Source organism: Amycolatopsis sp. FDAARGOS 1241 (genome assembly GCF_016889705.1).
Classification (GTDB): Bacteria; Actinomycetota; Actinomycetes; order Mycobacteriales; family Pseudonocardiaceae; genus Amycolatopsis.
This window is the reverse complement of sequence record NZ_CP069526.1, coordinates 293,910-306,537: the sequence shown is the minus strand read 5'-3', so window position 1 is coordinate 306,537 and position 12,628 is coordinate 293,910. Positions and strand designations below refer to the sequence as shown.

At 70.7% G+C, this 12,628-nt stretch carries 9 protein-coding genes; 2 read left to right on the top strand and 7 right to left on the bottom strand.

Annotation, left to right across the window (positions count from 1 at the left end):
• Positions 1 to 18: 18 nt before the first annotated feature.
• Entirely contained in the window at positions 19 to 204 is a 186-nt protein-coding gene (locus I6J71_RS01425) for a hypothetical protein (protein WP_204096806.1), read from the bottom strand.
• A 92-nt stretch (positions 205 to 296) separates the two neighbouring features.
• Here I6J71_RS01425 and I6J71_RS01420 point away from each other — a divergent pair, with 92 nt between their 5' ends.
• Positions 297 to 2,537 carry a helicase-associated domain-containing protein gene (locus I6J71_RS01420; RefSeq protein WP_204093056.1) on the top strand — a complete coding sequence of 747 codons (2,241 nt, stop codon included), beginning with the start codon at positions 297 to 299 and terminating at the stop codon, positions 2,535 to 2,537.
• Between the two features lie 907 nt (positions 2,538 to 3,444).
• On the opposite strand, the gene I6J71_RS47460 is transcribed toward I6J71_RS01420, so the two are convergent.
• The 6 genes from I6J71_RS47460 to I6J71_RS01390 form a co-directional block, all read right to left on the bottom strand.
• Entirely contained in the window at positions 3,445 to 5,241 is a 1,797-nt protein-coding gene (locus tag I6J71_RS47460) for a DUF742 domain-containing protein (RefSeq protein WP_239154358.1), read from the bottom strand.
• A gap of 3 nt (positions 5,242 to 5,244) precedes the next feature.
• Complete coding sequence (locus tag I6J71_RS01410; protein ID WP_204093055.1) at positions 5,245 to 5,664, bottom strand: roadblock/LC7 domain-containing protein; 420 nt, start codon at positions 5,662 to 5,664, stop codon at positions 5,245 to 5,247.
• Positions 5,665 to 6,056: 392 nt separating this feature from the next.
• Positions 6,057 to 6,665, bottom strand: coding sequence for an ATP/GTP-binding protein (locus tag I6J71_RS01405; RefSeq protein WP_204093054.1), 609 nt, complete (start codon positions 6,663 to 6,665; stop codon positions 6,057 to 6,059).
• Positions 6,646 to 7,410 carry a DUF742 domain-containing protein gene (locus I6J71_RS01400; protein ID WP_204093053.1) on the bottom strand — a complete coding sequence of 255 codons (765 nt, stop codon included), beginning with the start codon at positions 7,408 to 7,410 and terminating at the stop codon, positions 6,646 to 6,648. The genes I6J71_RS01405 and I6J71_RS01400 overlap by 20 nt, the downstream gene beginning before the upstream one ends.
• Positions 7,411 to 7,437: 27 nt before the next feature.
• Positions 7,438 to 7,911 carry a roadblock/LC7 domain-containing protein gene (locus I6J71_RS01395; RefSeq protein ID WP_204093052.1) on the bottom strand — a complete coding sequence of 158 codons (474 nt, stop codon included), beginning with the start codon at positions 7,909 to 7,911 and terminating at the stop codon, positions 7,438 to 7,440.
• Positions 7,908 to 10,958: a nitrate- and nitrite sensing domain-containing protein gene (locus I6J71_RS01390; RefSeq protein ID WP_204093051.1), complete on the bottom strand. Its 3,051-nt coding sequence runs from the start codon at positions 10,956 to 10,958 to the stop codon at positions 7,908 to 7,910. Before I6J71_RS01390 ends, I6J71_RS01395 begins: the two co-directional genes overlap by 4 nt.
• A gap of 707 nt (positions 10,959 to 11,665) precedes the next feature.
• On the opposite strand from I6J71_RS01390, the gene I6J71_RS01385 reads away from it, so the two are divergent.
• Positions 11,666 to 12,628, top strand: coding sequence for an ABC transporter substrate-binding protein (locus tag I6J71_RS01385; protein WP_204096805.1), 963 nt, complete (start codon positions 11,666 to 11,668; stop codon positions 12,626 to 12,628).

Sequence of the window (12,628 nt, the reverse complement as noted above, 5' to 3'; positions counted from 1 at the left end):
GGTAACTCCGGCGGCCCCCTACTTCCAGTTGATTTCCGTCTCCGGATGCACGTACGGCACCGTGTCGAGCGGGAAAGTCAGCTCGCCGAACGGCGACAGCGCGCCCTGGCGGTCGGACGAGAGCTCCGTCACGGGGTGCTCGCCGTCCTCGCCCGGCCAGGTCGGGTCGACGCCCTTCTTCCTGCCGTTCTCACCCTTGGCCACAACGTCCTCCATCGGCAAATCGCACCGGCTTCGCACACAGTCTGCCCCAACACCCCCCGAGCCCGCGCACCCGCCCGGTATCCTGGGCTTCTATGCCCGCGACCTCTCTGGCGGACTGGCTGCGTGCGGAGTCCGACGACGCACTCACCGAGCTGCTGCGCACGCGTCGCGACCTGTCGACCCCACCGCCCTCCGACACCACCGTGCTGGCCACCCGCGCCGGCACCCCCGGTTCCGTCGCGCGCGCCTGCGAGGACCTGGACACGTTCACCCTGGCCGTGCTCGACGCGCTGCTCGTCGCCGGAGCCGACACCGCGCCGGCGCCACTGGCGACCGTGACGGAGCTCGTCGGCACGGAGATCACGGACCAGCTGGCCCGGCTGCGCGCGCGGGCCCTCGTCTGGGGCGCCGACGACGAGCTGCGCGTGCCGCCGGCGGCGCGCGACGCGCTCGGACCGTACCCGGCGGGGTTGGGGGCGCCGTCGCCCGCGCTGGCCGCCATCGACGTGGCCGAGCGAGTGGCCGAGGTGACCGAAGACGAGCGGAAGGTGCTCACGGCGCTGGCCGCGGGGCCGCCGATCGGGCGCACGCGAGACGCGAGCTTCGACGTCGCGCTGTCCGACGCCGCCACCCCCGTGCAGAAGCTGCTCGCGCGCGGCCTGCTGCTGCGGCGCGACGACCAGACGGTGGAGTTGCCGCTCGAGCTGGGCCTGCTGCTGCGCGGCGGCCGCGCGTTCGACCCCGCGACGCTCGACGAACCCGCCCTGCCCGTCCATCCACATGAGACGGACACTGTGGACACCACGGCGGCCGGCGAGGCCATGGAGCTGTTGCGGCAGACCGAAGCGCTGCTGCGGTCGTGGTCGGCCTCCCCGCCGCCCGTGCTCAAGGCCGGCGGCCTGGGCGTGCGGGAGCTGCGGAAGCTGGCGAAGGACCTGGAGGTCGACGAAGCGCGCGCCACGCTGGTCGCGGAGCTGGCCGTGGGCGCGGGACTGGTGGCCGACAGCGAGTCGACGACGCCGGAGTGGGTGCCGACGACGCTCACGGACACCTGGCTCGCGTCGCCGACCGTGCAGCGGTGGATGACGCTCGCGCAGGCCTGGCTGGAGCTGCCGCGGCTGCCCGGGCTGGCGGGCGGGCGCGACGCGAAGGACAAGCCGATCGCACCGCTGTCGGAGGACCTGCGGCGGCCGCTGGCGCCGGTTGGCCGGCGGCGGGTGCTCGCGGCTCTGGCGGAGCTGCCGCCCGGGTCGGGCGTGAAGAGCGTGGACGAGCTGGTGGCCGTGCTCGCGTGGCGCGCGCCGCGGCGGGGCGGGCGGCTGCGCGACGAGACCGTGCGCTGGGCGATGGCCGAAGCGTCGGCGCTGGGGCTCGTCGGGCTGGGTGCGCTGACGTCCGCGACGCGGGCACTGCTGGACGACGACCGGCCGGCCGCGGTCGAGGCGATGCACGACGCGCTGCCGGCGCCCGTCGACCACGTGCTGGTGCAGGCCGACCTGACGGTGGTCGCGCCGGGACCGCTCACGCCTGAGCTGGCGGCGGAGATGGCCGCGGTGGCCGGCATCGAGTCGGCCGGGCACGCGACCGTATACCGCATCACCGAGGAGACCGTGCGCCGCGCCCTCGACACGGGCCGCACGGCGGACGAGCTGCACGCCCTGTTCCGCGACAAGTCGGCGACGCCCGTGCCGCAGGGCCTGACCTACCTGATCGACGACGTCGCCCGCCGCCACGGCCGCCTCCGCGGCGGCGCGGCCGGCTCCTTCCTGCGGTGCGACGACGAAGCTTTGCTGGCCGAGGTGCTGGCCTCGCCGATCGCCGCGGAGTTCGACCTGCGCCTGATCGCGCCGACGGTCCTCATCAGCTCGTATTCCCTGGGCGAAGTCCTGGAAGCCTTGCGCGGCGCGGGTTTCGCGCCCGCGGCGGAGGGCCCCGACGGCCGCGTCGTCGACCTCCGCCCGTCCGGCCGCCGGTTGCCCGCGCGGGTCCGCGCCGCTCGCGCGCGCCCCGGCGAGCAGGCCGTGCTGACCGACGAGCAAGCGGCCCGCATCGTCTCCAACCTCCGCGCCGGCGACTCGGCCTCCGCGCGCCGCCGCGGCGCCGCCGTCCGCGCCCCCTCCGGCGGCGGCGCCGACACCACTGCGACGCTCGAACTGCTCTCCCGCGCGACCCTCGAGCACCGCGAGGTCTGGATCGGCTTCGTCGACTCCCGCGGCACGGCCAGCCAGCGCGTCGTCCGCCCCATCCGCGTCGGCGGCGGCGTCCTGGTCGGCACGGACCACGAGCGGTACCCACTGCACCGCATCACGTCGGCGGCTTTGGTCGAGGACTGAGGTTTCCCGGGGGGACAGCGGTTGAGACTGGTCGCCGTCCGCCGACGTGGTTGGGCCGCGCTTGAGAGTCGGGATTTTTCGCAGCTTCTGTGGCAGATCATTACGCGTCGCACCGGAAATGGAGCGCCAGGCGGTCGAGCGGAACCGGCACCTCACCGACCAGCCCAGACGACGGCCGATCACTGGCGATTTCCGTTGCACCACAACACATCTGCGACCTAATCGGGCGGGCTGAGTGCTGCCGGCAGCCCCGGGCCGGGCAGACAACCCCCACCCTCCCGAGGGGGGCGTCCCATGCCCATTCTACCGGCCGCCGCCGACGGTCCCGGCAAATACAGCAGATCAGGCGGCAGTTGTCCACAACTCGGGCAGCCTGTGGACTACCGGCCGAAGTGGCCGCGGGTTGCCGACCGGGTGTGGCAGCGTGGCGGCATGGGAAAGCTGAGAGCACCAGTCAGCCGGAGGTATCCGGAGCGGGGTTCGTGGTGGTCGGCCCGAGGCCGGGAAGAGGCGGTCCGGAGCCGCGAGAGTCTCCGTGTCCACCTTGATGTCCAGGTGCGCAGGCGACGTCGAGGTGGGTGGGCGATGTGGGAAACCGTTACGCCGTCGTGGTCCAGGAGCCGGGCGAGGCCGGTGCGGACGGTGTTCATGATGAGCCGGGCGCCGTCGGCAAGCCGCGAGGTCGTGCGGGTCCACGAGAAGGTACGCGAGGCGTGCGTGCGGCTGTTCCGGCGCGCGCAGGAAGCCGGCGTGCTGCGCGCGGACCTCGACTGGCCCGCCTCGTCCAAGACACCCTCATCGACGAAACCCCGCTGGACACGGACGAGAAGAAGCACCGCCGCACTCGCGACACTCGTGGTCGACAGCCCACAGCGCACGCCGGGCTCCGACAGCACCCGCTGCCGGCTCAGAGGTTGCGCAGACCCTGCAGCACCCGTTCCATGAACTCGCGCGACGAGCGGTCGCCCAGGACGAGGTCGGTCTGGTGGATCAGGACGAGGCCGATATCGGCCATGTCGCCGACCAGGACCTTCACCACGCCCAGCGGCAGGTGCAGGTGCGCGGCGATCTCGGCGACCGACCGGGTGTCCAGGCAGAGGTCGCAGATCCGCCGGTGCTCGATGGAGCGCACGCCCCGGTAGCGGCGGCCGTCGTCGCTGGTGGAGACCAGGGCTTCGAGGGCGAGGTTGTGGTCCGAGCGCGTGCGGCCGCGGGTACGGGCGTACGGGCGCACCCGCGACTTCGCCGGTTTCGCAGGCGGCGGCGCCGCGCGCGGCGGCTCGGGCCACGACGTCGGCTCGGCGTACGTTTCCTCTTGCGCCGCAACGGTTTCCGGCGCGCGGCGTCGACCCGACGGACGCGGCGTGGTGCGCTCGCGCGGCTCGGCGAGCCGGTGCTGGCCGTCGGCCGGGGGCAGGTAACCGACGTCCGCGGGCGTGGGGTGGTAGCCGGATTCACGGTCGGCGGTGTCGACGGCCGCGTGGCGACGGCTCGGTTCGCTCCGGCGGTTCGGTTCGGTGGTCCGCTCCACAACGGCGTGCCGGCCGGTCGGCTCGGCGGGTTTGTAGGACTCGGCGGACGGCGTGGCGTAGTAGCCGGACGCGTACGCCTCACCCGAGGCCGCCGGCGGCGCGGCGCGGTAGCTCGAGGCGTATTCGTCACCTGGGTCGGCATCGGAGGCGGCGGCGTATCCGGACGCAGCCGCCGGTTCTGCAGACCGTGCCGAGTAATACCCCGGCTCATCAGCCGACGCAACATGCGAACCAAACCCACCAACCGGCTCGGCGGACCGCGCAGCACCAAAACCCGACGCACCAGCCGATTCCCCAGAAGAGACCGCGTGGAAACCAGACGCAATAGCCGTGTCCGCAGACCGCGCCGAGTAATACCCCGGCTCCGCAGACGACGTCGCGTAATACCCAGATACACCAGCCGATTCGGCAGACGGTGCTACGTCATAACCAGACGCTTGGCCCGATCCCGCCGACCGCGTCGCGTAATAACCAGACTCATCAGCCGATTCACCTGGCCGCGCAGCGTAGTAGCCCGACGCATCCACCGATTTAGCAGCCGGCATCGCGTAATACCCGGACGCGTCAACAGATTCAGCAGATCGCGCCTCGTGATGAGCCGACGCACCGGTCGACCTCGCACCGTAATAACCCGACGCATCAGCCGCCTCGGCCGGCGGCGTCGCGTAATAGCCCGACCCGTATACCTCACCCGAGTCAGCAGCGTGCCGGTACCCCGTGGCCGCCGGGTAACCCGAAGGCTCCGTCGCCGGATCGCGGTAGTACTCGGGTTGCGAATCGTCCACCGCGGTGAGGTGGCGGCGGCCGTACGCGGAGTCCTCCGGGACCTGGCGGTCGTCGTGCGTGAGGTAGGACTCCGTGTCGTAATAGCCCGACGAGGAGCCCGTTTCCTCCCAGTAGCCGGACTCGCCGTCCTCGACCCACTCGTAGCCGTCGTCTTCGTCGTACTCGGCGGGAGCAGCCCCGGGAGCAGCGGCAGCAGAACCAGACCATTCCCGCATGTCCGGCTCAGGTGCCGGCGGAGGCGGCGGCGACGGCCGCCGGTGCGGCAGCATCGTCTTCAGCGTGCTCAGCTCGTAGTGGCTGGGCGAATCGAAGTTCTCGCGATCGGTGCCCTTGTGCAGCGCGTCCCAGGCACTCGTGTCCTGCTCGCCGAAACCGGAGATCTTCATCTACTACCCACGCACCCCGCCCTGGAGCCGGGCGCGCAGCTCGGGCGTGAGCTGCTGGCCGACGCGCTCCACGAGCAGCGTCATCTCATACGCGACGGTCCCGATGTCACACGTGGGCGCGGCCAGCACGGCCAGCGAAGACCCGTCCGACACCGACATCAGGAACAGGTACCCGAGCTCCATCTCGACCACGGTCTGGTTCACACCACCGGCCTCGAAGCAGCGGGCCGCGCCCTGCGTGAGGCTCACGAGGCCCGACGCGACGGCCGACAGCTGCTCCGCGCGGTCCCCCGGCAGCCCCTCGGACGGTGCGAGCAGCAGGCCGTCGGCCGACACCAGCACGGCGTGGGCGGCACCGGGCACCCGGCGCACGAAGTCCGTGATCAGCCAGCCGAACTGGCTCTCCTGGCCGGAAACGGTCACTGCTCCTCCAAACCGGTCGAACACCGCCGAGCTCCGCCATGATCACCGGGCGGCCGTGAAGACGCCGTTCCAGCGTATTCACCCGCCCGACACTGTCGAGCCCGCGTCCGTCGAGCACCGCGCACTGTGCGTGCGCACGCGAACGCACACCGCGCGGACCCACCGAGGACCACGCATGCGTGGATCACTCGGTGGTGGCGTCGGCAACGGTACGCAGTGGGATGTCCGCGCAGGTCACCGGCGTTCCGGCTGCCCGTTCGGGCGTTGCCGGCCCCGACCGTACCGAAGAGCACCACCGCAGCCCTACTCCGGTCGAAGGCACCACTCCCCGAAGCGGGTGAAGCACGTGGAGTTCACTCCAACGGCCGCACCCGGCCCCGGGTACTCGGGTTCTAGCCTGCCCGCAGTGCCGTGTCGTGGGCGATCGCGTGCTGCACGACCGAGATCAGCACCTGCTTGGCCGAGTCCCGTTCGCGAGCGTCGCACGCCATGATCGGCACCGACGGGGAGATCGTCAACGCGTGCCGCACGTCCTCGATCTGGTGATGCAGCAAGCGGTCGAAACAGTTGATCGCGACCACGTACGGCAGCTTCCGGTTCTCGAAGAAGTCGATGGAGGGGAACGCGTCGGCGAGCCGCCGCGTGTCCACCAGCACCACGGCGCCGATCGCGCCGACGGCCAAGTCGTCCCACATGAACCAGAACCGGTGCTGACCCGGCGTGCCGAACACGTACAGCACGAGGTCCGAGTCCAGCGAGATGCGGCCGAAGTCCATGGCCACCGTGGTGGTCATCTTGTTCGGCGTGGCGGAAGTGTCGTCGGTGCCGACACTCGCCTCGGTCATCATGGCCTCGGTGGTCAGCGGGTCGATCTCCGAGATCGCTCCGACCAGTGTCGTCTTGCCCGAACCGAACCCACCCGCGACCACGATCTTGGCCGACGAGGTCGGACCCGTCACCTGCGGTGTGTTCGCGTCGGAGTCAAATTCTCCGAAGCCCACTGAGCACCCTTTCCATGAACTCGATACTGGGGCGGTCGCCCGAGGTCGTGCTGGTGGTCGTGTGCACCAGCACCAGTCCGAGACCCGCCACGTCACCAATGAGCACCCGCACGACGCCGAGCGGCAGGCGCAGCAGCGCCGCCACCTCGGCCACCGACCGGGTGTCGATGCACAGATCGCAGATGGACCGGTGCTCGGGCACGCGCACGCGGTCGAGCACGCGCCCTTGTTCGCTGGTCGAGACCAATGCCTCGATCGCGAGGTCGTAGGTCGGCTTCGTCCGCCCGCGCGTGCGGAAGTAAGGCCGCACGAGCCCGGACGTCTCGACCTCGGCGACCGGCGGTTCGTCCACGAACTCGCCCGCGGCCTGCAGCGGCAGCGCGGCCGAGAGCTCGTTCGACGACGGGCCCGGCGAGCCGTCGCGCGCGGCGGAGAACGCCGCGAACTCGGCGGAGTCGTACAGCGGGCCGCTCGACCCGCCGAACAGCTCGGCGCCCGGACCGCCCAGGAGGCGGTCGCGGTACTCGCCGGTGATCGGCTGCTGCCCGGCGTTGGAGTCCGTCAGCCAGTTCGGAGGCTCCCGCACCGGGTCCGCGTCGGATCCCGTGGCGCGCCGGGCACGCCACTCGCGGTCCACCCGGTCCCGGAAGGACTTCCAGTCCTCCCGGCCCTCGTCCCGCTCGGCCCAGCCACCGGTGTTGTCGTCACCGAGGCGGCCATCGCCCCTCAAGCGCCCGTCGTCCACGGTTTGCTCCTGAAGTTCCCGATCCGCCTAGCGGCGGATCGCAGCGCCCTGCAGTTGCGCACGCATCTCCGGTGTCAGCTGCTGGCCGACGCGTTCGACCAGCAGCGTCATCTCATACACCACGAGCCCGATGTCGCTGTCCGGCGCGCCCAGCACCGCGAGGCACGAGCCGTCGGAGACCGACATCAGGAAGAGGAAGCCGTTGGCCATCTCGACCACGGTCTGCGCGACCGGGCCGCCTTCGAACACCTTCGCCGCACCGCGCGCCAGGCTGGTCAGCCCGGACGCGACGGCCGCCAGCTGGTCGGCTCGGTCCTTCGGCAGCCCCCGCGAAGCCGCGAGCAGCAGCCCGTCGGCCGAAACGACCACCGCGTGCGCCGCCCCGGGCACGCGGTGGACGAAGTCCGTGATCAGCCACGCGAAGCTGCCCGCCGCGCCGGCCGAAGCCCTGCCGTTCGGCGCCGAGCCGCCCCCCGGCTGCACTGCACCCGCCCGTGTCACTGTCGCTCCTCACTGCTGTCGCTCACATACCCGGCTCCGGTGACCCGGACGCCATCCTCGTCGAGCCGGGCATCGGCCGGCCGCTCCTGCAGAGCGTGCCGTCCGGAGGTGTACCCACGCTGGAAGCTTGCCATCCGGTTGCGGGCCGCGGCAGCCGAGCGGGTGATAGCACCCGTTCCGGGCAGACCGGCAGTCGCGTCCGTGAACGAATTCTGCTGCTCCCCCGCTGCCGGCCGGCTGCCGATCGAGCCCGGCACGAGGTAGGCGTTGGGCACCCGCTTGGGCAGGCCCGCCGGCGTCATCTCCTCGGCCCTGTTCTCGAGCAGCGACTGCGCGGCCTGCCAGCCCTCGTCGGAGGCGCTGCTCCAGCCGTCCTCGGAACCGGGGTAGAGCGGCGTGGCTTCGCTCGGCTCCTCCTCACGGCTCTCGTCCGGGCTGCCGGCCTCCGGTGCCGCCGGTTCGGTCGCTGCGTTCGGCTCGGCGGCACTCTCGGAGGGCGCCGGGACGGCGAACTCGTCGAGCGCTGCGCTCGGTCCGGACTCGCCGTCTTCACTGCCTTCGCTGAACCACCGCGACAGCACCGACTGGTAGATCGGCAGGCGCCGGGTGGGCACGTCGTCCTCGAGGGCCGACGCGCCGTCGTCCACGGCCGGTTCCTCCCGCTTCGGCTCCTCCGGCGCGACGTACTTCGGTTCGCGCTTCGGGAGCACCAGCGGCGGGAACTCGGTCTCCGCCAGGCTCGCACCGTCCCCGTTGGACTGCTGGGTGAGCGGGGCCAGGTCTTCGGCCGTCGGCCACGCCGGGGCTTCCGGCAGCGCCGCTTCGGGGCTGAGGAACGGCCCGGCCGCGCGGTTCCCGGCCACGAGGTCGTCAAGGCTGATCGGCTGGTCGAGCGGTACGAGGCCGCCGTTCGACTGCGCCGGCACGGGCGGGGGCGCCGGCGGCGCCGACTGCGCGGGAGGCGGTGGCGTCGACTCGATCTGCCGGTTGAGGGGCGGCAGGCTCGGGTGCGAGATCTCGTTGCGGTTCAGCGGCGGCGTCTGCCGCGGCGCGACGGTGTTCGGGCGCAGCTGCGTGAGCAGCTCGGCCGGCACGACCACGCGGGCGATCACGCCACCTTCGATGTCCTCGTTCTCGCGCAGCCGCACCTCGATGCCGTGGCGCTGGGCCAGTCGCGCGACCACGTACAGACCCATCCGCCGCGTCACCGAGACGTCGAGGTCCGGTGGGTCGGCCAGGCGCTGGTTGATCTCGGCGAGCCGGTCCTCGGCCATGCCCACACCGTGGTCGGTGATCTGGATGGCGAGCGCCTTCTTGCGAGTCACCACGGCCCGCACTGTGACCTTCGTCTCCGGCTCGGAGAAGTAGGTCGCGTTGTCGAGCAGCTCGGCGAGCACGTGCACGAGGTCGTGGATCGCGAGGCCCTGCACGGCGACCTCCGGCACGATGCCGACCTCGATGCGGGCGTACTGCTCGATCTCGGACACCGCGGCGCCGATCACGTCGGCCGCGGGCACGGGCTTGGGCACGGACTTCGCGAGGCCGGCACCCGAGAGCACCAGCAGCGACTCGCCGTTGCGCCGCAGCCGCGTCGCGAGGTGGTCGAGCTCGAACAGGCTCGCCAAGTGGTCCGGGTCCTGCTCGTCGGCCTCGAGGCGGTCGATCACGCCGAGCTGGCGTTCCACCAGCCGCTGCGAGCGCCGGGAGAGGTTCACGAAGATGCCGTTGACGTTCTCGCGCAGGAGAGCCTGTTCGGCGGCCATCTTGACGGCCTGTTCGTGGACCACGTCGAACGAGCGCGCCACTTCACCGATCTCGTCACGCGAGACGACCGGAACCGGGTCCACGGCCTTCTTCGAGGCGTTGACCGGATCCGGATCGTCCAGAATGGACTGAACCGTTTCCGGCAGCCGCGTGTAGGCCACGTCGAGCGCCGTTGTCCGCAGCACGCGCAGCGGGCGTAGCATGAGGCGGGCGACCACGAGCATCAGGACCAGCGCCGCGATCAGGGCCGCGAGGACGATCACCCCGCCGACCCACGCGGAGCGGACGGCCGAGCTGGCCAGGTCGTCGGCCTGCGTGCGCAGCTGCGTGAGCAGGTTCGACTCCACCGCGCGCATCTTGTCCGACGCGACGGTGCTGTCCTGCGCGAGCCGAGTCGGATCGAGGTTCAGCGATTCGCCCTGCTGCGCGAACGAGAAGGCCTGCTTCTGGATCCGGCGCCGGTCGTCAACCTCCGGGCCCGACACGGTGTCGGAGTAAAGCTGCACCTGGTCGTCGGTGGCGTTCGCGAGGAACGAGGCGATCGACGCGTCACCGCTCGCCTCGGCGGAGCGGGTCTGGTCCAGCAGGTCGCCCGGGAAGCCGTTGCGGAACGCCGCGATCTCGAGCGCGGTGTCGCCGCGGAGCGTGAACTCCTTGGCCTCACTGATGGATTGCGTGCTGTTGCCCAGCCTCAGCAAGTCGCGGTCGGTGACCGCGGTGGTCACTTCGCGGCCGAGCTGGATGAGCGAGTCCAGGATCGACGAGTACGTGTCGAGCACCGCGACGTCGGAGTAGGACGAGGAGCTGGTGGCCGCGCGCAGCGGGCGCAGCGCGTCGAGGCGCTGGATGCCGCGGGCGTACCGGTCGCTGGTCGCCTGGTCGTCGGGGTTGAGGTTCACGAGCGCGTTGCGCAGGTCGTCGACGTCGCGGTCGACTTTCGCGATCTGGGCGTCGAGCCCGGTCTGGCGCGAGGAGTCGCCGGAGGAGAGCCGCGCGACCGCGAGCGTCCGCTCGCCCTGCAGGTCGTGGATGACCGTGGTCACCTTTACCGCGAAGGCGACCTGGTCCGCGGTGTGGCCGAACTGCACGGCCTCGCGGGCGTCGTCCACCACGCGCAGCGCACCGAGCACGAGCGCGGTCAGCGTCGGGATGATCAGAACGAGGGCGAGCTTCGACCGAAGCCGCCAGTTGTTCAGCGCGAAGACCGAACCCCTTCGTGACGGGTTCACCCCGCCTCCGCGCGCAGGGGCCCCTCCCACCCCCGCGGTGTCTTCGTTCGGCACCGCCGCACCACCATCGTCTTCCGGCCCCGTGGGACCCTGTGAATTGAAGCCTGCCGTGCCCGCGACCACTAGCCGCACGCTCCCGGCAGCCCACCCGGCACCCCAACGGTCCGGTTGACCCGGCCCATTACACCCTTTCGGGTGAAAAGATCCACTTCCAGGTGCGGTTTCGCGCCGCGGTTGACGCGGAATCGGTTCAGTACTTGCATGGCGTTCGATCCCCGCACTGGTCGATCAGCTGGTCCAATAGGCCGAAGCCACCAGTCCGCCGACGGGAGCCGGCCTGCGCAGAGTGCCTCTCGACGAGGCTGACTCTCACTACATCGGTGGTCCACACCTCACACTGCCGGAGCAGAGGGTAGCGAACGACACGCCGATTTGTAACCCTCCCGACGGCCCTACCAGAGCACCCGGCTAGCGGATCAAGACCAACCGGACACGGTCTCGACGTGCTGGATGACCGCTGTCCAGAGGAACTGGATCACCTGATCGAGTGATTCAAGACACTGCTGAACCGTTGATGACCACCCATTGTGATGGATGCGTCGCTTCTCTACAGTGGCCGCGTGACTCCGGACAATGAGCCACACCCACCATCCCCGCACGGTCAACACCCACGTGACCTCATTTTCCAAGGAGTGGACTTGTTTGAATCAGCCGGGAGCAGCCAGGCCAGACTCGGGCGCCGTGGCTTCCTCTCCCTCGCCATGGCGAGCGGCGTCGCACTGACCGCGAGCAGCTGCGGCCTGCTGGGCGGTTCGGACGATTCGGGCAGCACGAGCGGCGGTTCAGGGCTGGAGAAGTCCAAGATCAAGGTCTCGGTCATGCCGACGATCGACGTCGCGCCGTTCCACCTCGCCGTGCAGAACGGCTACTTCAAGGACGAGGGCCTGGAAGTCGAGTCCGTCGACGCCGCGAGCGGCGACGCGTCGGTCACGAAGCTGCTGTCCGGCGAGGTCGACATCGCCTACTCGAGCTACACACCGTTCTTCATCGCGAAGAGCAAGGGCAACGCGGACATCAAGTTCGTGTCCGACGCCTCCTCGGCCGGCCCGAAGAGCACCGAGATCGTGGCCATGCCCAACGGACCGGTCAAGACCGTGCGCGACCTGGCGGGCAAGAAGATCGCCATCTCCGCTCCCAACACCGTGTCCGACACCCTGACCAAGTCCGTGATGCGCGACAACGGTGTGGACTACTCCAAGGTGCAGTGGGTGTCCCTGCCCTTCCCGAGCATCGGCGCGGCCGTGAAGCGCGGCGACGTCGACGCGGGCTTCCTCACCGAACCGTTCATCACGAGCTCGGCGAAGACCAACGGGACCGTCCCGATCATCGACACGGCAACCGGCGCCACGCAGGACTTCCCGACCGCGGGGTACGGCGCGCTCGGCAAGTTCACGTCGTCGAGCCCGAAGACCGTCGCCGCCTTCCAGCGCGCCATGCTGCGCGCCACCAAGGAGTCGGCGGACCGCTCCAAGATCGAACCGCTGATGGTGAAGTTCTCGAAGGTCGACGAGGCCACCGCCTCGCTCACCGCGCTGCTCACCTTCCAGTCCACTCTGGACGCGCGCCGCATCCAGCGCGTGCCGGACCTGCTGCAGCAGTTCGGGTCGATCCCGGCCAAGATCGACGTCGCCCAGATGATCGTGTCCCAGCCGAGCGCCTCCTGA

Excerpts from the sequence above, each read along its gene's own strand:
- I6J71_RS01420 (WP_204093056.1), top strand. The coding sequence starts at position 297 with ATGCCCGCGACCTCTCTGGCGGACTGGCTGCGTGCGGAGTCCGACGAC.
- I6J71_RS47460 (WP_239154358.1), bottom strand. The coding sequence starts at position 5,241 with ATGAAGATCTCCGGTTTCGGCGAGCAGGACACGAGTGCCTGGGACGCG.
- I6J71_RS01385 (WP_204096805.1), top strand. The coding sequence starts at position 11,666 with ATGGCGAGCGGCGTCGCACTGACCGCGAGCAGCTGCGGCCTGCTGGGC.